At 53.3% G+C, this 22,459-nt stretch carries 13 protein-coding genes; 3 read left to right on the forward strand and 10 right to left on the reverse strand.

Translation table 11 applies throughout. The features are described 5' to 3' along the window. The first annotated feature begins 187 nt into the window (after nt 1-187). A complete protein-coding gene (locus tag N7E73_RS05015; protein ID WP_432737932.1) occupies nt 188-5,584 on the forward strand; it encodes an alpha-2-macroglobulin family protein in 5,397 nt (1,798 codons plus the stop codon). A gap of 117 nt (nt 5,585-5,701) precedes the next feature. On the opposite strand, the gene N7E73_RS05020 is transcribed toward N7E73_RS05015, so the two are convergent. The 5 genes from N7E73_RS05020 to rlmD form a co-directional block, all read right to left on the reverse strand. After that, complete coding sequence (locus tag N7E73_RS05020; RefSeq protein ID WP_432737933.1) at nt 5,702-7,156, reverse strand: IS1182 family transposase; 1,455 nt, start codon at nt 7,154-7,156, stop codon at nt 5,702-5,704. Between the two features lie 163 nt (nt 7,157-7,319). Beyond that, entirely contained in the window at nt 7,320-7,805 is a 486-nt protein-coding gene (locus N7E73_RS05025; RefSeq protein ID WP_432737934.1) for a CBS domain-containing protein, read from the reverse strand. A 105-nt stretch (nt 7,806-7,910) separates the two neighbouring features. After that, on the reverse strand, nt 7,911-9,155 hold the full coding sequence (locus N7E73_RS05030) for an HD domain-containing protein (protein WP_432737935.1): 1,245 nt from the start codon (nt 9,153-9,155) through the stop codon (nt 7,911-7,913). A gap of 126 nt (nt 9,156-9,281) precedes the next feature. After that, a complete protein-coding gene (locus N7E73_RS05035; protein WP_432737936.1) occupies nt 9,282-13,199 on the reverse strand; it encodes a class I adenylate cyclase in 3,918 nt (1,305 codons plus the stop codon). Between the two features lie 105 nt (nt 13,200-13,304). Beyond that, nucleotides 13,305-14,702 (reverse strand): 23S rRNA (uracil(1939)-C(5))-methyltransferase RlmD, encoded by a 1,398-nt coding sequence (rlmD, locus tag N7E73_RS05040; RefSeq protein ID WP_432737937.1) that lies wholly within the window; start codon nt 14,700-14,702, stop codon nt 13,305-13,307. Between the two features lie 38 nt (nt 14,703-14,740). On the opposite strand from rlmD, the gene N7E73_RS05045 reads away from it, so the two are divergent. Together N7E73_RS05045 and N7E73_RS05050 are read left to right on the forward strand one after the other, a co-directional pair. Then, complete coding sequence (locus N7E73_RS05045) at nt 14,741-15,049, forward strand: hypothetical protein (RefSeq protein WP_432737938.1); 309 nt, start codon at nt 14,741-14,743, stop codon at nt 15,047-15,049. A 79-nt stretch (nt 15,050-15,128) separates the two neighbouring features. Beyond that, nucleotides 15,129-15,866: a septal ring lytic transglycosylase RlpA family protein gene (locus N7E73_RS05050; RefSeq protein ID WP_432737939.1), complete on the forward strand. Its 738-nt coding sequence runs from the start codon at nt 15,129-15,131 to the stop codon at nt 15,864-15,866. 61 nt (nt 15,867-15,927) lie between these two features. On the opposite strand, the gene pbpC is transcribed toward N7E73_RS05050, so the two are convergent. The 5 genes from pbpC to N7E73_RS05075 all read right to left on the reverse strand — a co-directional run bounded on the left by pbpC (nt 15,928) and on the right by N7E73_RS05075 (nt 22,244). Continuing rightward, nucleotides 15,928-18,234, reverse strand: coding sequence for a penicillin-binding protein 1C (gene pbpC / locus N7E73_RS05055; protein WP_432737940.1), 2,307 nt, complete (start codon nt 18,232-18,234; stop codon nt 15,928-15,930). A 44-nt stretch (nt 18,235-18,278) separates the two neighbouring features. Next, entirely contained in the window at nt 18,279-18,773 is a 495-nt protein-coding gene (locus N7E73_RS05060) for an FxsA family protein (protein WP_432737942.1), read from the reverse strand. 31 nt (nt 18,774-18,804) lie between these two features. Further along, a complete protein-coding gene (locus tag N7E73_RS05065) occupies nt 18,805-19,527 on the reverse strand; it encodes a sulfite exporter TauE/SafE family protein (protein ID WP_432737943.1) in 723 nt (240 codons plus the stop codon). A gap of 323 nt (nt 19,528-19,850) precedes the next feature. Then, nucleotides 19,851-21,371 (reverse strand): 30S ribosomal protein S1, encoded by a 1,521-nt coding sequence (locus tag N7E73_RS05070; protein WP_432737944.1) that lies wholly within the window; start codon nt 21,369-21,371, stop codon nt 19,851-19,853. A gap of 105 nt (nt 21,372-21,476) precedes the next feature. Continuing rightward, entirely contained in the window at nt 21,477-22,244 is a 768-nt protein-coding gene (locus N7E73_RS05075; RefSeq protein ID WP_432737945.1) for an acyl-CoA dehydratase activase, read from the reverse strand. Nucleotides 22,245-22,459 lie beyond the last annotated feature (215 nt).

Below are 22,459 nucleotides of genomic sequence, written 5' to 3' on the forward strand. Positions count from 1 at the left end.
CAATAAAAATAACAAACCGGATTTACCATTTTTCAACCCGGTCATGCAAGTACGGAGGCCCGGGCAGTCCTGCCGACAAGTATGGACCGACGCCCCATTTTCCTTTAACTCACTGCGAAATAGTGGCAATATGAGCCGAGTTTGCCATAAAACAGGATCAACGTTTCCCATATAAAGAGGTGCGCCCATGGACAGAGGACCATCCCCCTTCAGAGACAAGAAAAATATCGTTATCGCCCTGCTGCTGATGCTCTGCATCATTCAGGCTGCCGGACTGCTCAAGACGAAACACGAGTCCGTTTCAGCCCGCATGAACTCCGGAGATGGAGTGAAGGTTACCGATGTAAGTCTGGACAGCCAGGGCTACTCTCAGCTGCTCATTGCTTTTGATATGCCCATCGGCCCGGAGGCTCCTTCGTATGCACTCAAGAATCCCCCGGCAGTGATCACCCCCGAAGTGAAGGGGACATGGCGCTGGATAAACCCCTACGGCCTCAGATTCACGGCAGACCCGGCATTCAAGGCCGACACAAGGTTTGAAATCGAGCTTAAGCCCGAAAACTTCCTGCTCAACGGACAGACCATGGCCGGTGAAACTAAATTCAACGTGCAGACCGGCAGCTTTTCCATCAATGAAGTGAACCTGCGCACAGAGCCGGTCGCCGGACAGGGCCGTCAGGTACGCATTGAGGGCAATATCAATTTCAGCAGTTACGTTTCCCCGGAAAAACTGCTCAAAAACCTGTCCCTGACCGCTCCGGACGGAACCCCGGTACAGATCAGCATAAACACCGGCTACGAAGACTATTACCAGAGCTTCACCAGTGCCCCCATTGAGAAGACAGCTGAAGCCAAAACCTACACCCTCACAATAGACAAGGATATGCCTGACGGGCGCGGGGCAATGGTCCTTGGCCGGGATTATGAAAACAAGATTGAGATAGTCTTCGACCCGGTCCTGAGTTACTCCGGCTTCAAAGCCTCAAGCTCTGTCAACGGAGCCCGGGTGGAACTGGGATTCTCCAGCCCGGTCATACCTGCTCAAGCACTAGAAATGATCAGCATAAGCCCGGACGTAAAGGTTTCCGCCGCCGCTTCCGGACAGTCGCTGATTCTCTCCGGCCCCTTCAAACCGGGAAACAGGTACGCTTTCACCCTCAAAAAAGGTCTGACCGCGGCTGACGGGTCAGTCCTTGAAAAACAGGTAAAGGAATCACTGCTCATCCCGGACATTGAACCCGGCGTGGATTTTTCATCTTCCGGCATGTTCCTTTCGGAATCAGGCTACAAGACTTTGGGACTTGAAACGGTCAACACCACCGGCGTGAACGTTACCGTAGACCGGGTCTTCCCCAACAACCTGTTCTCACTTTTCACCCATTACGGGTATATGGCCTTTGACCAGAACACCTACGGCGGAGGAATTTCCGCCGCCCTCGGCAGCCGGATTTTCAACGGCAAAATAAAAGTAGCCAATCCGCGCAACAAGGAAGTTTGCACCCCCCTGTCCATGCAGAGCTTCATTGCCGAAGGCGGCAAGGGACTCTACCGCATAGGAGCCATGATTCCGGGCAAAGGGCAGGGAGTTCAGCGCTGGGTGATGCTCACAGACCTTGGAGTTGTGTCCAAGCAGGGCGACAAGGAAACCCTGTTCTGGGTCTCCTCGCTTTCCGACCTCAAGCCGGTTATCGATGCCAGGATACAGCTCATCAGCGACAGCAACCAGATAATGGCCAGCGGAACCACCAACTCGCGCGGCATACTTGTCATCAAGCAAGAGGAGCTGGGCAAGGACCTCGGCAAGCCGTTCATGGCCATAGTCACCCGCAAGAATGACATGACCTTCCTGCTTCTGGACCGCTTCGCCACCGACCGGTCCGGGCTGGACATCGCCGGGCAGCGGCTTTCACCCAAGGGACTGACCGCCTTCACCTACGGAGAACGCGATCTCTACCGTCCCGGTGAAACCGTCAAAGGAGTGGCCGTGGTCCGCACCGAAAAACTGCTGCCGCCCACCACAATTCCTGTGGTGCTGGTCTACTCCGACCAGCAGGGCAGGGAACTGTTCCGCAAGACAGTCAAGACGGACGAACAGGGCATGATCGAGTTCAAACGGGACATCCCGGACTACTCTCCCACAGGTCAGTTCAACATCAAATTCATGGCCGGCAATGAACTTATCGGCAACTACCGCTATTCGGTGGAAGATTTCATGCCCGACCGCATCAGCGCGGAAATCATCACCTCCGGTCAGGCAACTGCCGGCAGAAAACTTAATTTCCACGTGGAAGGACGTTACCTGTTCGGTCCCCCGGCTGAAGGACTGCCCGTCAACGCCCGCGTGACCCTTGAACCTGCAGAATTCGCTCCCGAAGGCTACTCCGGCTACCGCTTCAATACCGACGAAAGCAGCTTCAAACCCCGTGAAATCATGGTTACAGAGAACAGGCTCGACAATAACGGAACCTTCGCCTTTGCAACTGATATTCCGTCCAGCCTGCAGTCCGACTCGGCCATACAGGCTCGGCTGACCGCAAGGGTAACGGAAACCGGCGGACGCGGGGTAACCGCAACCAGAACCACCCCGGTAATAATCTCCGAGTTTTACCCCGGCCTGAAAAAACTCGAAAAACAGGGATACGATCAGGGCGAAGCAGTCACTCTGGACTACATAACCCTGACCCCGGAAGCAAAACCCGTCAAAGCCGCAAAGCTGGTCATGAAACTGTACCGCGACCGCTGGCAGACCATTGTGCGGGCAACGGCATCCGGTTCTTACCGTTACGAAACAGAGCGTGATCCCCAACTTGTGGAGAGCCGCGAAATTTCACCGGAAGGGGAATCCGGAACCTTCAAGATTTCTGCCCCGGAATTCGGTTCCTATCGGGTAATCCTCAGCGATCCGGCCTCAGGGGTATCTGCTCAGTCCGACTTCTTCTGCGGCGGCTGGGGCTACTCTCCGTGGGCTCTTGAGAATCCCGCCCGCCTTGAAATCATCCCCAACCGCACGGGAGACTACAAGCCCGGGGACATGGCCAAGTTTCAGGTCCGCACCCCCTTTGCAGGCAGGATGCTGGTCACGGTCGAGGATAATTCCGTACGCTGGATGAAGACCGTTGACGTTGAAGGCAACACCGCCAGCATTGAAGTTCCGGTGCAGGATGGAATAAGCCCCAACGCTTACGTCACGGCCACCCTTATCCGCTCGGTAAACAAGCTGGAACCGGGATCTTCAGCCCGTGCCGTCGGAGCCGTTCCCCTGTTCGTTGACCGGGAATCCAACAGGCTGACAGTTGAAATTGGCGCACCCAAGACCACCCGTCCGGACCGGACCGTGGCCCTGAGCGTAAAGACTAAACCGGGTGCCAGCCTGACCATCGCAGCAGTGGATGAAGGCATCCTGCGCCTCAACAACCAGAAAACGCCCAATCCCTTTGACTACTTCTACGCCAAACGTGCGCTCGAAGTGCGCTGGTCAGACACCTTCGGCCTGCTCATGCCCGATGCAGGACCGGTCAACAATTCCCCGGCCGGTGGAGGCATGGCTCTGGCAATGATGAAACAGTTCGCCGGGTCCAGTGCCATCAGGCGGGTCAAACCGGTGACCTTCTGGTCTGGCATCATTACTGCCGACAAGAACGGAAACGCAGTTTTCAATGCCGCGATACCGGAATTCAGCGGAGCCTTGCGCATTATGGCCGTTGCAAGCGACGGCCGCGAGTTCGGCTCGGCATCAACAATCATGACCGTGCGTTCACCGCTCATGGTAACGCCGACCCTGCCCCGCTTTCTTGCTCCGGGCGAGACCTTCGGCATTCCGGTCAGCGTCCGCAACGACACACCGAATGATGGAAGCTTCAATCTCTCGGTCAAGGCAGAGGGAGCCATGCAGGCCGACCTGTCGCTCAAGGATTTTGCAATCCCCACCGGCAGGCAGAAGACAGCCTTCTTCAACACTGAGTCAGGTCCGGGACTGGGTGCTGCCACCTTCAGGTTCACTACCGAAGGAAACAGCGAGCAGGCATCCGCAAGCGTGGACCTCAACATCCGCGCGGCCCTGCCGGTACAGCGCATCAACACCTCAGGATTCATCAGCGGCAGGTCCACCGCACTCCCGACGGACCTGAACGGATTCAGAATACCCACCGTGGAGCGGACCCTGATCATAGGCGGACAGCCCATGCTGCGCCTTGCCGGAAGGCTGGACTACCTGCTGCACTACCCGTACGGATGCGCGGAGCAGACCGTTTCACAGGCCTTCCCGCTACTGCGGTTCCCGGAACTGGCAAAAGAACTCTCACCGGAAAGCTTCAAAGATAACTCCCCGCAGTACATGGTCCAGTCGGCACTGACCAGACTGTCCATGATGCAGACTCAGGACGGCGGATTTGCCATGTGGCCCGGTGCACGCCGCTCCGAACCGTGGGTATCGGTATACGTCCTGCATTTCCTGCAGCAGGCATCCATATCCGGTTATCAGGTCGATTCAATGCTTCTCAAGGGAGCACTTAAATACGTTTACGAAAAGGCCACAACAATTCCCGAGGAGAACACCTTCCGCCTGCCCTGCTACGCCATGTATGTGCTGGCCCGCAGCGGCAAGGCAGTGCATGGCCCCATGAGCTACCTGCGTGAGCAGAAGACCGCCAACATGGACAGGCTCTCGCTGACCCTGCTGGCCGGGGCCTTTGCCGCTTCCGGCGACATGGCGGCATACCGCGAACTCATCTCGGCCAAGCCCGCGCCGCTCACCGGCAAGGACAAGGACGAGCAGTTCAGCACTCCGGTACGCGATCTGGCCCTTGAACTGCTGGTACGCATGGAATCAGACCGCACTGATGATGCCATACCCGGTATGGCGGACAAGCTCGGCAACCTCATGGCCGACAGCGGCAAGGATGTCACTCAGGACAACGCCCTCGGTTTTCTGGCCCTTGGAACATTCTTCGCCAACACAAAATACGAGCCGCTACCGTCCGGACGCATAATGGGCGGAGATCAGGAGCTGGCCTCCTTTGACACAAACGGAACCGCTCATGTCACCGTGACCGGCGACACACCTCTGTCCATTGAGCTGGCTTCTGAGCCCGCAAAAGGATCATTTGTCTGGAGTGTGCAGACCCATGCGGTTCCGACCATTGATAGCTGGAAACCCTACTCCAGCGGCCTTCAGATCAAACGTGAATTCCTGACCCGCGATGGTGAACCTCTCGACGTGGACTCCATCAGACAAGGTGATCTGGTCGCCATGCGCACCACCGTCAGCGGTTCCGGCACTGCGGTCCTCAATACGGTCATCAGCTGCCTGCTGCCTAGCGGTCTTGAGCCCGAAAACACAAGGCTTGCCACTCGCGAGGATCTGCCGTGGGTAAGCGCGGTAAATGTTCAGCCGGACCATATTGATATCCGTGATGACCGTATCCTGATCTTCTCCGACATCCCGGCCGAAGGTAAAATCGAACAGGTTACCCTGCTGCGGGCCGTCACCCGCGGTGAATTCAAGGTTCCCCCGGCACAGGTCGAAGCCATGTACGACCCGGCAGTAGCGGCTGCCACCGAGCTCGGAAAGATGATCATCAAGTAAATCTGCCATCAATAAAAAATCCCTCGTCACCTTTTAAGATGACGGGGGATTTCAGATTGCTGACCAACCCCGCTTTTTTTCTTAAGCGGGGTTTTCTTATGCTCTTTTCTGCCCGATCTAATTTGAAAACCCCAAATCTATTCGTCCAAATGCAAAATTAGACCTAAAAAGTATATGTGCTTTTTTTTGGGTCTTATCCAGCTGAAAAACACAAAGAAATAAGTGTATTGCACTCAGGATGAGTGCCATTTTCTTCATGTTTTGGCAGGCGGCGCACAGGAGACTTTGTTCTTGAACTTTTGAGAGCCCACGCATGCGGGCATAGCGGTGCCCGTGAAGCTCTTTTGCATCTGCAAAACTGCGTTCAACGGTCTCTTTTCTGCGTTTGTAAAGTCTTTTGCCACGCGGACTGAGACGATTCTGCGTCATTCGCTCTTTCGCGTCTTCCCAGACGTGGCGGGTGATGGTTTTTACGCATCTCTGGTTTGTTGTACATTGAGAAAGCAAATCACAGTTTTTGCAAATATTCTTACATGATGAGTAGTGTCTAAAACCATCTCTGTCGGTCGTTCTGTAGTGAAGTTCATGCTCTCTCGGACACACATAGCAATCCACTTCTGGATTGTATTTGTATAACCGTTTTGCCATAGAACCGTTGCGTTTGTTGGGTCTGCGATAGCTTATTGCACCAAAAATATCCCGATCTTCCAGCCCCTTGCAGATGTGAGCAGTGAAGTATCCTGCATCAAGTCCAACAGCTTCTACATTTAATTCAAATCGCTTGATTTGCCGATCCAGTCTGCTGAGATAGGGTACGCTGTCGTTACTCGCTCCTGAAGTTATGTAACTATCGGTGATTAAATTAAATTTTCCATCAACGGTCCGGTGGTCGAGATAATAAAATCCCTTAGGTTTTCCTTCTCTGTACATGAAACCGCAGTCAGGATCAGTGGTACTCTCTTTGATTCTTTTGACGGGAGTCGAGGCAGGCTTAGGCTTCAAAGATTTCTTTCCGTGGTTGCTTCGATCTTCCTCCACGGCGTCATCAAGGTCGCTTAAATATGACTTGGTGTTGCTACGTACTATTTTATCAACGAATTTACGTGTATTAGCATTAGCTTTCAGGTGTGTGGAATCTGTATAAAGTGTTTTACCATCAACCATTTTACGTTTAATGGCCTGCAAAACAATATTATCAAAAATATCTTGAGCTACTGTAGTCCCGTTAAACCGTCTTCGTCTATTCTGGCTTATGGTTGAAGCATCAGGTATTTTATCCTTAATACCGAACCCAAGAAACCAACGGTAAGCCATGTTGACTTGTATTTCTTTGACAAGCTGCCTTTCGCTTCTAATTCCGAATATGTAACCAATGAAAAGCATCTTAAAAAGAACAACCGGATCAATTGCTGGTCGTCCATTGTTGTCACAGTAAAGGTGTTTTGTTTCTTCGCTGATGAAGGAAAAGTCTATAAACTTATCAATTTTTCTAAGAAGATGGTTTTTTGGAACCAATTCTTCAATCGTAACCAATTCAATAGTGACTTGCTTTTGCTCAATGTTTTTTAACATGTGAATAATATAAAAAAGTCCTCGCCGTTTGGCGAGGACTTTGTCAGCAATCTGAAATCCCCCGTCACCTTTTAAGATGACGGGGGATTTTTATTATTTCGTAGAAGTATGCTCCGGCGGCCAAGGGTCCGCGACCCTTTGGAATCCCTATTAGTCTTATGGATTAGAACTGCGAAACGAGATCGCGGGTAAGTTCGCGGTAGACTTCACTCAGCAGCACAACGCCGATGATTTTGCCGCCTTCCTGCACAAGAGCCCACGAACGCTTTTTCTTGCGGAAAATTTCAAGCACCACGAGCATAGGATCGGTGGGCTTGAGTATGGCTACATCTTCTTCGATGTGTGCATCAAGTGTTTCGGAACAGCAGGCGGTTCCGGCTCTTTTGAAAGCGCGGTCCCAATCCGCATCCTCAATCAGGCTGAGTTCTTCATCCCTGAGCACCTGATCTTCAACCGCCTTGAGCATGGTCCAGATGGAAATGACTCCGCGCAGGGCACCATTTTTGTTCAGCACAACCACAACACTGTTGTCCGGGGACTTTTTCATGCTTTCCCGCAGAATTCTGATTCCCTCGGCAAGGCTTGCGGACTCGTCAATAGTGGTAAATTCTTCGCGCATCATGTCCCAGGCTCTTTTTCTCAACAGCATCAGTATCTCCTTTTTGCAGAAATTATTTCCGAAAGCCGTCTACCGGCCAAGTAAGCAGTCATTCAACATGGTTAAATCATATTAACATAATTTTCGCAAAGTGATTTACTCAAAATCAGCCAGAAGAGGCCCGACATGAATTCCGGCAACCACCGGGTTCTCCATGTACTTCTGGCTGATGCGCCAGTATGCCTGATGCAGATGAGATGAGGTGATACCGTTGCGCATGGCATTATAGGCTTCAAGAAACGCGGCCAGATGATCGCAGAGCTTCAGCAGCTCTCCATCCTTGGGGTCATAACAGTCGTCATTGTAGCGGGCATCGAGTTCGTCTGTTGATATTCGCTTGGCCGTACCGCCTACAATTGCCTGAGCATAGAACTCGGACCCGCATTCAAGGCCGAGGAAGTAACCCAGCCGGGAAGCGATGCCGTGGTACCCGTTTTCCTGAAGCGGAGCCATAATCCGCCTTTCCATTTCCTCATCTTCGTATTCCTTGATCAGCTCTCCGATGGTCGGATCGGACTTCTTGACCGGAGAAATTATGTCCCGGGTAAGCAGCTCAGGGATGTCATGAAACAGGCCGGTAAAAAAATTGTTCTGCCTGCGGGCCGGACAGGCCCCCTTTTCCATGCTGAAAAACCAGGCAAAGATTGCCACGATAAAAACATGCCCCAGTACGGAAGTTTCAGGAATACGCGGCGTCTGGGACCAGCGGGTCTGGAAACGCAGCCTTCCGCAGAGGTCGGCAAAACGTCCCAGCGGAGTCGACTCCGAATGCAGAAGCTGGGTGACCCCGGAAAGGTCGGAATAACTGTCCAATCGGTTGGTAAAGTTCTGTTCTATGCCTGCAAGCTCGTCATCCGGCTGGTTCAGATGCTTGAGCAGCTTGAATTCCGAATAGCTTGCATACATATGTGAAGCGTCAAGGATCTTCCGGGCCAGCGAGTCTGATTCCGGACTGAGATGATACTCGGTCAGCCGCTCCCAGAATTCTCCGCCCAGAGGCATGAGCCTTGGACGCAACTGTTTGAGCACCCATGTGGAAAGTTTGTTGTAGTGTTCGGGATTTTCCTTGATGCGGTAAAAGACAGGAGGCTTGATGTCGGTAATGACCATGCGGAAAAGATACTCGAAAATTCCGCCCTCAACGATGCTGTCTCCGAGCCGGATTTTATCCCGCTGATCCATTTTTTCACTGTTGAGTTCAAACAGAATCCAGGCCGCAATCATCTTGTGGGCCTGCTTGTCCACCTCGACCAGTTCCATCGGCCTGAGCTTGTCGTTCCAGCGTTTCATGAACGAACCGGAAAAAATAAGCTGCAACAGGCTCTTTCGAATTATCGGCATATCCACCTCAAAATGAATGACTATGGACCAATGTCCGGACAGTTTGATCTGAATTTAAAGAAGACCGTTTTTCAGGCTTGTTGAACAACCTGTTATGCCGGGATTCCGGCCAGAAGACCATAAGAATCAATCCACCGGAATTTTCAGGTACGGGCAGACCGAACTCTGGGGGACGAACTGCCCCATCTTTACCGGACTGCTGCAGATGTCGGCCATCTCGGTTTTCAGGTAAGCTTCCGGTGTCTCGACCAGTGCCGGGGTGACGTCTATGGGTTTGCAGAAGACCTCTCCCCAGTTGGTGCTGTAGACCAGATAGACTTCCCGGACCTTTTTATCCTCACGAGGTGAACAGAAGTTCACTATAAAAAAGGCCCTTTGTATCTGCTCCTGATTGAGGGCTTCCTCCACCGGGGTCTTGAAAACCTTGCCACGGGGGAAGAACTGCATCAGGCTTTCCAGCAGGCCTGCAACTTCGCGGTCGCGCACCGGGGCGGAGCTCATGTCGCTCCTGATTTTCATATCCCGGTTGTAAATTCCGTTAAGGGCCACCCAGACCAGCATGGAAGTGAGATCCTTCCCTGACTCAACGGTTGTCTGTTCCACCCTTGATCCGGCCTCGACCGCATATTCGCCCTGAATATCCCAGACACCGCCCTTATCGCGGGTTACAATCAGGCTGTCAAAGAAGTGCGTCCGGGAACCGGGCAGACTTACGCGCTCGACCTTGTGCTTGCGCTTGGCGAAATTGGAAAAGATCACCCGTCCCAGCCGGGTAAGGTCTTCAGGAGTTATGGCCGATCCGGCAACACCGTCCTGCTCTCCACGTACCTTCATATAGGTCTTGAGCATGAACTGGTTGATCTTGTCACCAAGGGCCACAACGGACCTGAAATCGGAAAGCCCCTTGAATCCCTTGAGACAGCCCGGACTGTTGGTACCAGCCAGCCCGGTTGCGAATTCTATAATCTCCCTTTCCTCAGGCCGTTCCGGAACACTATCCAGCCTTTTTTCTTCCAGCAGGCCACACTTCAACCGCAAAGCCATTGCGGTGAGCCAGGTATACTCGGGATTGCCCTGTTCCGTGTAAAAATCGGCAAGGTCGCGATACAGGAGCATGTAGGGATCAACGCGCCGCAACCTGCGCATACCGTCCAGAATATTCCTCTTGATGCTCTCACACAAAAGGGAAGTCTTTCTGCCGGAGGTATAAAGCTCAAGCAGCCCGAATTTCATTATGGACTTGAAAGGACTCTTGACCCCCTTGACGATCTGCCAGAGAGAGGCCCCGAAAAATTCTTCCAAGGGAATGTGCGGTACATTGCCGAGATCTGTGAAGTAATCCTTTCCGCAAAGCAGTGAAACCCTCTTCAGAGTATCCTGATATGCCTTTTCGTCTGCTTCCGGCGGACTGAACCACCACAGGGGGGGCTTGCCGGAAATAAGCAGGGCAGTGCGGTAGAATTCCTCCTTGAGAAGGGCACTCTGGGCGGAGCCGGAGCTTTCCTCGTCACTGAGGCCGAACATGTTGTCGCGCACTTCCCGAACATCCATGATGAAAAAATGCACCTCAAGAGCGAATTCGCTGTCAGCCCATTCCTCAATGGCCCGCAGCTTGAACTGCAGCCGTTCCCTGCTGTCGCCCCTGCTGCCGGAAAAATCGCAGCAGACCCAGCAGTCCAGATCAGAGGAGGCTCCCTGCGCAATGGTCCCGGTGCTGCCTATGGACATCAGGGCCTCGATCGGAACCGCTGCCTCGACCTCGTCCTCAATTTTCACATCGGGGAATATCTCACCCATACAACGCAGGACTTCAGCCGAAAGATGGTACCCCTTCATGGAGGAAGGTACACTAAGATCCGTTATCCCGGTTGAACGCTCGAAAACCGTTGTGTGCAGAAGAGCAGGCAGAATCTGAAAGAACGTTCTTCCCTTCTCATTCATCCGCGAACCGGCCCATGCAAGCCTGCGGCTGTTGTTCTCCGCAAAACGGGCATGAGAACGCTGTATATCCTTGAAGGCAAACCAGAGTTTCACGGCACTGTGCTGAATGGCCCGCTGATACTGATCAAGCTTTCCAAGGGAACGGCTTCTTTTCTTCAGCCTCTCCCGAAGCCCGAGTCGGCCGGCAAGCGTCCTGTTCATGGCTTTGAGCAGTTCGGAATCTCCGGTCTTCATACTCAGGGCCTTCAAGCCGAAAGTCGAGCAATCGCAGAACTCAAGAGTACGGGCCTCCCCTGCACTGAAAAAAGCGCCGCTGAAATCGCAGTTAGCAAACGAGACCCCAAGAAGCCTGCCCTTGTAGACATACGCCTCACGCAGGTCGGCAACCCTGAAACCGCAGGACTTGAACCCTGCCCGGCAGAAGAATGCCCCGGGAAAAGCGGTTAAATCAAACCTGCATCCGTCAAAGGAAGCCATGAAAAAGACTGCGGAATCAAAATGGGAGCAACGGAAGGAACAGGATTTGAAAGTGCAATCGTACAGAAGCGCCTGTTGAAAGGAACAGCTGCTGAAGGAACAATCCCTGAACCGGGATTCTGAATAGGTGGATTCGGCAAATGAACAGGATTCAAATTTACAGTTCCTGTAAACACACCCCTCCATGAATGATGCCCGGAAGTCGCAGGCCGAGAATGAGCAGTTGCGGAAGACAATGCCCTTCCCCCTGCTCTTCCAGCGGTTCAGCTTATGGATGTGCTGATTGGCGATCTGTCCGTCGGTGTAAATATCCTGCGCCCCGTCGGAGACATCATCTTCCTGCCCGAAGATTCTCGTAAAACCGCTGTTGCTCTTTTTCTTCATCACGTTGAGCACAATGGGTGCACCAAGCTTGATGAAATCGATTCCCTGCATGGACCTGCCTTCTCCCATGTCGGGGCGTCCGGGCTCGGTAAGGGAATCCCGCTCGAAAATATCCTTCAGCATAGGTTCAAACAGCTTCTTGCTCTTGCTCCGGGATTTTTTGAGCACGGAGGAAAGAATCGTCCCGAAACACTGGGGATCTTCTTCAGACAGGGTGGAAAAAACAGTGGAGATTACCGGAGAATGGAATTCCTTCGGAATGCTGTTCATGAACTGGACGAAATTATCGCCGCTGAGCAGGGGAAGCCTGTTTACCAGCTCGGCCCTGGTCTGGGTGGAGCCGTTGAAAACCCGCGCAAAAATCCTGCCGCGCCTCCTGCCACCGAACTTGGCAATGACGTCCATGGCCGCCTTGGCGAGAAACAGAGACGGAGACATGGCCAGCGGGATCACCTGCTTCATGGTTTCGTCATCTACCTCATCAGCCAGCCGCTCCACCGCCCGGAGCACCTTCTTCATGATCACCGGGTCCATTGTGCGCAGATGGAAGGCCACGTCCTGAACCAGCGCAATTTCCGGATAAGACGGCATGCTTTCCGTGCATTCGCTGATCTCTTCAAGAGTCTGCGGCTCACTGAGGCTGCGGCGGCATTCGGTACCGAAGTTCCCGCTCATGAAATTTTCCAGCGTGGAAAATGTAAGCTGCCCCTTACGGGTTCCGTTCCCCTTGAAGAAAGCCACCGCCCTGTTCCGCTCAAAAGACGAGGCTTTTGCTATGACTGAACGTGCATAATTCACACGTTCAAGGGCATTGGCGGGATTCAGGGCTACAATCCTGTCAGCAACAGAAACGGCTACGGCATCAGGTTTCTCTTCAAACCATTGCTTTAACCGGGAAAAAGGAAGGAGCTTGTTGCAGAGCAGCTCTGCAGCCATGGTTCTGGAACAGATTCCCAGTACGGATAAGGCATCAAGACAGATGAAGGGAGCGTAATCATCATCTTCCTGCGCGTATGAACTCTTGCGACCTTCAGAGGCATCCGCTTCAAGTGACTTCAAAGCCATGCCGTAAAGCATGACAGTGTACTTGGACAGATCCAGATCATCTCCGGGTGAACGGGCGTTTTTGACCCGTTCCTCGATTTTGGAGCGCAACTCACCAAGCTGCCTGACCTCCGGCGGGTACAGGTTCAGCCGACGCAGCTCTCTGAGCAGGGTATCCTGAATTACTTGTTCAGTCATAAATCCATGTTACGGACCACAAAGCATCTGCGTGTCCGGAAGCAAAAGATAACGAATGCCAGCGGGAAGCCTCCCCTCCCTCAAGCTTATCAGATTGTGGCAGTTTTATCCCGCTCTAGTCAACAAGGCGATGCATTCTACGTGAGCGGTATGGGGAAACATATCCACTGCGGAGAATTCCTTCATGGAATATTCCGTCCCCAGAACAGCACTGTCACGGGCCAGTGTCGCAGGATTACAGGAAATATATAATATTTTCTTTGGCGCGAGGTCCAGAATCCGTTCAAGGGCAGGGCCCGGAACTCCGCTGCGGGGCGGGTCCACTATAATAAGGTCAGGCGCTGGCAGGTCCCGGGGGAAATCCTCTTCACGGGTAAGGTTGCCAACCATGTATTCGGTATTTTTCAGCCAGTTGAGCTTCGCATTTTCCCGGGCCGACAGAACTGTCTCCCCGGAAATCTCAATGCCGATAACCTTCCGTACGTCCCTGGCCATGAACAGTCCTATGCCGCCTGATCCGCAGAACAGGTCGAAAACAACATCCTCTGCACAGGGTCCGGCAATCTCCACACTGCGCCGGTAAAGCTTTTCGGCGCCGCCGGAGTTGGTCTGGAAAAATGAATTCGGGCTGATCCGATAGCTCACCCCTATACCATCGGATCTTTTCAGGGTCTCGGTTATGAAAGGTTCGCCGCAAAGAGATACAAGCTGCTCCCCGGTAGCAAGGTCCGCCCGTCCCTTGCGGGTGGAGTGCGCAAAGGTCTTCAACTGCTCCACCCGTTCAAAAAGAAGCTTTTCGAGTCCCTTTATCCGGCCGTGACTTTTCGCAGGCCCGGTAATCAGGTGGACCATGATCTCCCCTGTGGCATGAGAGATACGCACCACCAGCTTCCTCCAGTATCCTCCGCGACCATGACGATAGGCCTCAAGCCCTGTGGCGGCGCAATAGTCACGAACCAAGGCAGGAATTTCAGTGCAGGATTCCGGCAGCAACGGGCATGACCCGACATTAAGCACCTCGGTCTCGGAGCCGCGCACCTTGAAGCCCAGTCTCAACCCGTCTCCCTGACCTGAAAAGGAAAATTCCATTTTGTTACGGAACCCTTCAGAAGCAGGGGAACCCAGAGCAGACTCACCCATGCCGGGAATTTCAGCGGAAACCTTCCCGAGGCGCTGAAGTGTTTCGCTGACCTGTCTGCCCTTCCACCGCAACTGGGATTCATAAGTCATATCCTGATGCAGACAGCCTCCGCAGATTCCGAAATGTGCACAGAAAGGCTCCTGTTCCTGCTCAGAAGCACAGAGGACCTCCAGCCGCCTTGCCTCGGCAAAACGTTTCTTGAGTCCGGTGACTTCGCAGCGGACCTTCTGTCCGGGAACTGCGCGGTCCACAAAAACGGTCATACCGTCATGGCGGGCAATTCCCTTGCCGCCGAAAGCAAGCGATTCAATCTCGCACTCGAATATACTTCCCCTGCTGAGGGCTTCGTTATCATTGGTCATATTTGACAGTTCTCCTTGTGCCGCTATATCGTCTCTGCATGATAGATAAAACGACTGCTCTGGAATCGGTACTTAGGAAGCTCCAAAAGATTCCCGTGGGCCATTGCATAGACCTGCGTACCTATAAACGCAACCGTTCTCTGCTCATCCTACACGTTCAGGAGGGCGATTTCATCATTTATGAGGACGGATACGATACAATCACCCACGAAACAAAATTGGACTCCATGCGCAAGCTGCTGAAAACCCTCTTCAAAAGGGAATTCCCCCGCAGCAATAAGATCCGCATGTACGAGCTGGGACAGTTTGATGAAACCATGCGTGAGCGTGAAATGAAAAAGTTGTAATGCGCTCTTCTTGCAAGGAATTGAAAATGTGCATAATGGTAACGGGCCTGATACATACAATACACGGCAGGAGATATTGATGATAAGACACTTTTTCCTCACCCACATGGCATTGCTGCTTCTGCTGACCGCAAATACGGCACTGGCACAGGAAGACGCCCCGGCTGAAGCACCATCGGCAGCCGTTGAAACAGCAGATACACCGGTTATCCCGGCTGACTACAGAGAAGAAGGCGTCGCCTCATGGTACGGTGAGAAGTTTCACGGAAAGGTGACCGCATCCGGTGAGCCATACGATATGGAAAAATTCACTGCCGCGCACAACTACCTGCCGCTGGGAGTAAAAGTGACCGTCACCAACCTGAGCAACAAAAAAAGCGTTGCGGTTATCATCAATGACCGCGGCCCCTTTGTCCCTGACCGTATAATCGACCTCTCAAGGGCAGCAGCACAGGAACTCGGCTTCATCGACTCCGGCAAAGCCAAGGTCAGCATCGAACCATACCGCCCTGCACCGAAACCAGCCCCGGTCACAGCCGCCCCCGCTCCTGCCACGGTTCAAAAAGAACTGTATGGCGCTTTCTACATTCAGGCTGGTGCTTACAAAGTCAAGGATAATGCCGAAAGGCTCGTCGAAAGACTGCACAAGGCCGGATTTACCAACACCCGCATAGTTCGGCTGGTAACTGACAGTGCCCAGATTTTCAAGGTTCAGGTCGGCATGTACAAAACGCTCGGCAATGCCCGCAAAGCCCTCGTCAGCCTCGGCCCCGGATTCCCCGGAACATTCGTTCTGGCTGACGTTATTCAGGATTAGCCGGAAGAGTTGCCTCCGGAGGGCCTAGGCACTTGAGGGCAGGAATAAAAACGTCCCCCAGCTACTTCACCTCAAATATGACCGTATCTGTTCGGCCGATCTGGTCGGTAACTGAAATTCGGTGCGTTCCCCTGCTCACTTCGGTGAACTGTTTTTCGTTGATCTCCCCCTTGCTGACCAGCCTTCCATCCAAAAACCAGTACAGCACTCCGCTCTCCGGTCCGGCTTCAGCCTTGAGGGCTATCTGCTGAAATTGCAGCGGCGTGTCGCGGCGCAGCAGATACGGCGTGCTTGCTGCAGGGGAAATTATCCGCGGCGCAGCTCCGGCGGGAATAAGATCGCAATCCGGCGACAACGGCGGCATGTGCGGAACTTCCAGATTATTGGCGGCCCGCCAAAGGGCAAGGTTTGGCGGTATGGTGCGGACAATCCTGCGTTCAATGCCGGGCCGGTCGAGGCACTCTCCGGAAAGACGGTAACCGGTCCGGACATCCACAAATATCTGGCGGCATTCTTCGCAGGGATGCAGTCTGGTGCGCCCGGAAAGGGTACGGATGGTGGTGCGTTCGGTACAGAAAGGTCCGGGAAGCTGACGGCTGTGGGCACAGACCTGCACTTCGGAAATCCCGGGTCCGTCCGGCGGAGGGGGCAATTTCCCGCCCGGGGCGGCCAGCCGGAGCAGATCGAAAAGCAGCGGTCCGGCATGAACAGCACCGGAAATCCCCTTGCGCGGCCTGCCGTCCGGATTGCCTACCCACACACCTACGGCGTAGTCGCCTGAAAGACCTATTGCCCATGCATCGCGATGCCCGAAGGATGTTCCGGTTTTCCATCCGGCCTGCGGCATGTCGCGGGTCATCATCCATGTGTCATCCATATCCGGTCTGGTGACCGAAGAAAGCATATCAAGCACGAGCCAGGAAGATTCCGGCGAGATCAGATTTGCGGAAACGGGTTCATTGCCGGGCAGGAAGGTCAGAGGCTTGTACATCCCCCCGTCTGCGAGACAGGCGTAAAGATTGGTCAGCTCGGTCAGTTTTGTCTCACATCCACCCAGCGCTAGAGGAAGTCCGTACTTGTCAGCAGTCCTGTCGAGCGTGCTTATGCCGCCCTTGCGCAACAGGGTAAGGAATTCATCCACCCCGGTCCAGGCCAGCGTGTTGACTGCCGGAACATTCAGGGAACGGGCCAACGCCTCCTTTACGGTAACCTGACCGCTCCAGCTCCGGTCATAATTTTCCGGGGCATACCCGGAATAATCCACCGGGATGTCATACAGAAAACTGCCGGGAACCATCAATCCCTGTTCAAAGGCCAGCGCGTACAGAAATGGTTTGAGAGTGGAACCGGGTGAACGGGACACCCCGGCAAGATTTATCGCCCCGCCGAAGCCGTCCTCAAAATAGTCTGCCGACCCCACAAGGGCGCGAATTTCGCGGGAAGGAATATGGATGATCACGCAGGCCGCATTATCAATATCCTGAGCGCGCAGCCTGCTGACATGATTGCGGAGTTTCTCCTGTGCCGCCTGCTGCAGCGAGGAATCGAGCGTGGTAAGGATTTCGGGAACCTGTCCGATGCGCTCGAAGACCATGCGGCTGAAATGAGGAGCGTGAAGGGGGACTGCCCTGATCCTCTCCGGCAGGGGGAGCTTCATGTTCCGCTCCACCTCGTCGGCAGGGAACACGCCCTTTTCCCGTAACTGGAGCATTACCCGGTTGCGTCCCTCCAGAGCCTGACGGGGGTTTCGCAAAGGGTCGTAGTAGACAGGTCCGCGCGGCAATGTTGTCAGCAGGGCCGCTTCACCCAGCGATAGGGTTGACGGCCCGTGCCCGAAATAAAAATGCGATGCAGCCGCAACGCCTTCGATATTGCCGCCGTATGGCAGCAGGTTCAGGTATATTTCAAGAAGCTCGTCGCTGCTGTGGTGGAACTTGAGCTGCATGGCACGGAAGGATTCGATAAGCTTGGCTGAAAAGGTTCTGGGGCGCGGATCGGCCATGCGGGCAATCTGCATGGGAATTGTGGAAGCACCGGAGACCACCCTTCCAGCGGCAATGTTGGTAACCGCCGCACGAATTACCGCTACCGGGTTAACCCCCGGATGGAATTCGAACCAGCTGTCCTCGGATGCTATGAGCGTCCGCTTCAGAACAGGGGAAACATCTCCGAGCTCGGTCTTCATGCGCCTTGCACCGTCAGGGGGAAGGAAAATCCGAAGCGGACTGCCATCCCGGTCTCTGACAACCGTGGCAGTGGAAGGATACAGTCGATCTTTCGGAAACGGATAAATGAAATCCAGAGCAAAAAAAACAGCGGCAAGGATGGCTATTATCCCTGCCGCTATAATTATTTGTTTTTTACGCATCGTGAGAGCCTGTGGCAGTACCCCGAAGACTGCACCGCCGCATTCTACTGCAGCGGCTTATCTTTCTTATCGTCAGGTTCGATGTCGATGACATTATCGATGCGCTGACGGGGCTGCTCCTGATTGGTCCAGGCGGTAAATTCGGTGTTGTGGTAGGTAACGTGGACATTGGGCTGTTTCTTGATACTTTCAAACTGCACTCTGAGCCAGCGTTTGAAATATCCGCGGGTCAGCGGGAAAAGCAGCAGCAGTCCGAATATATCGGTCATGAATCCCGGCGTAAGCAGGACCAGGCCGGCAAGAAAAATGATCACCGCGTCGAGGATATCCTCTGCCGGAACGATACCTCTGTTAAGGCTTTCCTGCACTTTCTGCATGGTGGCAACACCCTGCGATTTGGCAAGTGCGGCTCCCACAAATGCGGTCAGAAGACACAGGGCAATAGCGTTCAGCGTCCCGATTTTTGACCCGATCTGCACCAGAATATAAAGGTCAACCAGAGGGATAAGGACAAAACCCAGAAAAATTTTTGCGAACATTAAACAACTCACTCCATGCTTGATTTCATTGTTAGACGTTCTGGAATATAAGCATCAATCCCATGAAGACAAGCAGGACCATGACGATTCTTCTGTAAAGCCCTTCGGCAACCCTGCTGCTCAATCTATGTCCAAACAATACGCCCAACTGAACCGGGACGAGCGACACCAGAAAAAGTTTGAACGCATACAGAGTGGTAAGCCCGCTCAGCAGATGGCCCAGTGCTCCCATAGATGCTGCAACAAGAAAGAACCCTGCCAGAGTGGCCTTGAAATCGTCCTTTTTCCAGCCCATGAGTGATGAATAGATAATTGTCGGAGGCCCTCCCGCACTGACGGAGGCAGTTATGGCCCCGGTCATGAACCCTGAGACATAACCCCAGACAGGGGATATCTTGAGGGCCAGCGGTTTTACCAAAAGAGAATAGGAAGCATAGCCGGACACCAATAATCCAAGGAAAAGTTTTATCATCTGCCCGTCAACTTCCTTGAGTACCACAGTACCGAACACCGCACCGGGAATACTGCCGATAATCAGCGGCAGAACCTTTTTCCTGTCCAGCTTTGACCGCAGATTGCTGCACATCCTTAAATTGATTGTCACCCCGCAAAGGGTACAGACAGCGACCGCAGTCTTGATATCAACCACATAGGCTAGAAGAGGCATGGCAATGAGGGCCGAACCGAACCCGGTCAGCCCCTGCAGAAAACCGGCACTGAAAAATATGGCAGGAAGGAGAATAAAGGCAGACATAGCTGAAAATCCTATGGAAACGGAAAGAGTGAATACCGGGAGTGGAACTATTACTTATGAAGTGTCAGCAGGAGTTTTCCGTCAGGCAGGGATACTTCCGATGTTATTTCCGCTTTCTTGACCCTGGCGATGGATTCGATCTTGGAGTACTGGTCAGGCAGAATCTCCACCCGGATACTCTTCCCGGGTTGCAGATAATGAAGGCGCGAACTCACCTTCTTGAGCCCTGCTCAACAATCTTCCCAGCAGATGATTACTTCGTTATCGGTCATGGCAGACAATTAAAAAGGCCGGGCTCATTTCCAAGCCCGGCCTTTCTGTTGTTATTTCTTGTTCTTCAAGGCTTCCTGAAGCTTGTCCCCAAGCAATCCGAACCCGCCGGTATCTCCGGCAGAAACGGTCTTGGGTGCTGACTTGGATGCTGATTTACGCGGAGCTGCCTTCTTCGCAGGGGCGGGCTTGGCGTATTTCTTCCAATCCACTTCTTCTTCACCTTTAACGGCTTCGCCTGCGGTGAGGGTTACCTTGCGATCAACAGTGTTGATCTCTTCGATGGAGATGGTCACCTTGTCGCCTGGCTTGAGGGCTTCAAGCTCTGCCTGCTTGCCGGAACGGCTGATGCGGGACATGGGCAGCAGACCGGTTATACCGGGAGCGAGGTTGATGAAAATACCGAACTCAGCACGGTTTTCAACAGTACCTTCCACTTCCTGTCCGACTTTGAAGGTGTCGGCAACGTCAAGCCAGGGGTCACCGGCTGCGTCTTTCATGGAAAGGCTGATACGGCGCTTGGCCATATCGATGTCCTTGACCATGACTGCAACTTCCTGACCGGGAGCAACTTCGTCCTCTGCCTTATGAACGCGTTTGGTGTAGCTCATCTCGGAGATGTGAACCAGACCTTCCACGCCGGGAGCGATTTCAACAAAAGCTCCGAACTCGGCACAACGGACAACCTTTCCGGTGATTTTGTCTCCGGCGTTGATCTTGCCTTCGATTTCATCCCAAGGGTCAGCCTGAAGCTGCTTGAGGGAAAGGGCAATCTTGAGTCCCTTGCCATCTTCGCGGGTCTCGACGGAAAGAACGCGTACGGAAACTTCGTCTCCGGGCTGTACGATTTCTTCGGGCTTGGCGGTGCGTGACCAGCTGAGCTCGGAGACGTGGACCATGCCTTCAACTCCGGGAGCAAGCTCCACGAAAACACCGAAGGGCATGATTTTGGTAACTTTACCTTCGAGCACTGCGTCGGCATTGACATCCTTAACAAACTGCTCGCGGACCTTTTCCTGCTCCTGTTCCAGAAGAACCCTGCGGGAAACTACAATGTTGCGACCGTTTTCCTCGAACTTGATGATCTGAAAATTGTGGGTGGTGCCTACAAAGCTCTCAGCATCTTCAACAAAAGTGGTGTCGATCTGGCTGACAGGGCAGAACACCTTGCGATGCATCATCTTTACTCTGAAACCGCCTTTGCATGTTTCGGCGACCTTTCCTTCAACGGGGACTTTGTTTTCATATGCTTCACGCAGCATATTCAGTCCACCTGCGCCGGACATGGCTTTGGAAAGAACGATTTCATTGTTGTTCATGGAAATGACGAAGAGTTCAACGGTATCGCCATCTTTAACGGTCAGTTCACCTTCCCCGTCGGTCAGTTCATCACGGTCCACAACACCGTCAACCTTGGAACCGGTGTCGATAAACACGGAATCCTTGGTGATGGAAATTACGGTTCCCTTGATCTTGTCCCCGACCTGCAGGTTGTCGTTGGATTCAGACTGGAAGGCTTCAAACAGTTCGGCAAAGCTCTCTTCGCCATTGGTTTCCAAGTTTTTCTCGGACATGCTCTTGTTTCTCCTGGAGGGCATATTGGTCACGGCAGGGTAGGATATTGGTTATCGCCGCAGACAAGGGGAACCTAACGGGAAAAGAAGCAATTTTCAAACGATTTATTCAACATTTTTTTGATGGGAAAGCCCGAAATAAGCGGCACCCAGCGCACCGGCAAAATCAGGTTCCTCCGGAACAATGGGATTAACCCCCAAAGCATCTTTCAACATACTGACAACACAGGGATTATTTGCAACACCCCCGGCAAAGACCAGCGGTTCGAAAAGCCCCACCCGACCAAGCATATTTACTGTGCGTCTGACAATAGACCCGTGCAGCCCCAGGGCAATATCCCGCGGATTCCTGCCCTGAGCCATCAGCGAGGTGGCTTCGGTCTCCGCAAAAACAGTGCACATGCTGTTGATCGGCAGCGGTTCCGTTCCCTCAAGAGCATACTGTCCGAACTCCTCAATGGGAATCTGAAAAACCGTTGCCAGATGTTCCAGAAATTTACCGGTTCCGGCGGCACAGCGGTCATTCATTTCGAACTTTCCGACCCTGCCGCCCGGCAGCAATGCGATTGCCTTGGTGTCCTGCCCGCCTATATCAAGTACAGTCCGTGCCTCCGGACAGACACGCGATACCCCAAGCGCGTAAGCCTTTATCTCGGTAAGGGAAACGCACTCGGTCCCGGTCAGTTCACTGGTGACCAGCTTGCGCCCGTAACCGGTTGCGGAGATAAGATCCACATCCACATCTTCCAAAATTCTGGCAATCTGTGCTGCAGGGTCAAACGTCGTCGGCAGCCTGCGCTTGAGGACAACCTGTTCCCCATCCAGAACAACCAGCTCCATGGAACGGGACCCGATATCAATTCCAGCAATCATATTCTTCACCCGGGCTTCGCCGTGTTAATGACATTTAATCTCACGAAGTGGCGAAGCCTTGTCAAAAAAGTTTGGGATTCTGAAACCTTTTTCAAAGGGGTTCAGACCCCCGGCAGGCCTTACAGTCGCCTAACGAGTATTCGAGTTCAGCGGTCTGTTGAGAACAGAGGTGCCGCCGGAGACAATTGTACAAGGCAAAAATTATAAAAGCCCCC

It is taken from the genome of Maridesulfovibrio sp. FT414 (genome assembly GCF_050916235.1).
Classification (GTDB): Bacteria; Desulfobacterota; Desulfovibrionia; order Desulfovibrionales; family Desulfovibrionaceae; genus Maridesulfovibrio.

Coding starts and splice junctions, on each gene's coding strand:
- rlmD (WP_432737937.1), bottom strand. CDS start 14,702: ATGACCAATGATAACGAAGCCCTCAGCAGGGGAAGTATATTCGAGTGC.
- N7E73_RS05050 (WP_432737939.1), top strand. CDS start 15,129: ATGATAAGACACTTTTTCCTCACCCACATGGCATTGCTGCTTCTGCTG.
- N7E73_RS05045 (WP_432737938.1), top strand. CDS start 14,741: ATGATAGATAAAACGACTGCTCTGGAATCGGTACTTAGGAAGCTCCAA.
- N7E73_RS05075 (WP_432737945.1), bottom strand. CDS start 22,244: ATGATTGCTGGAATTGATATCGGGTCCCGTTCCATGGAGCTGGTTGTT.
- pbpC (WP_432737940.1), bottom strand. CDS start 18,234: ATGCGTAAAAAACAAATAATTATAGCGGCAGGGATAATAGCCATCCTT.
- N7E73_RS05070 (WP_432737944.1), bottom strand. CDS start 21,371: ATGTCCGAGAAAAACTTGGAAACCAATGGCGAAGAGAGCTTTGCCGAA.
- N7E73_RS05065 (WP_432737943.1), bottom strand. CDS start 19,527: ATGTCTGCCTTTATTCTCCTTCCTGCCATATTTTTCAGTGCCGGTTTT.
- N7E73_RS05015 (WP_432737932.1), top strand. CDS start 188: ATGGACAGAGGACCATCCCCCTTCAGAGACAAGAAAAATATCGTTATC.
- N7E73_RS05030 (WP_432737935.1), bottom strand. CDS start 9,155: ATGCCGATAATTCGAAAGAGCCTGTTGCAGCTTATTTTTTCCGGTTCG.
- N7E73_RS05020 (WP_432737933.1), bottom strand. CDS start 7,156: ATGTTAAAAAACATTGAGCAAAAGCAAGTCACTATTGAATTGGTTACG.
- N7E73_RS05060 (WP_432737942.1), bottom strand. CDS start 18,773: ATGTTCGCAAAAATTTTTCTGGGTTTTGTCCTTATCCCTCTGGTTGAC.
- N7E73_RS05025 (WP_432737934.1), bottom strand. CDS start 7,805: ATGCTGTTGAGAAAAAGAGCCTGGGACATGATGCGCGAAGAATTTACC.
- N7E73_RS05035 (WP_432737936.1), bottom strand. CDS start 13,199: ATGACTGAACAAGTAATTCAGGATACCCTGCTCAGAGAGCTGCGTCGG.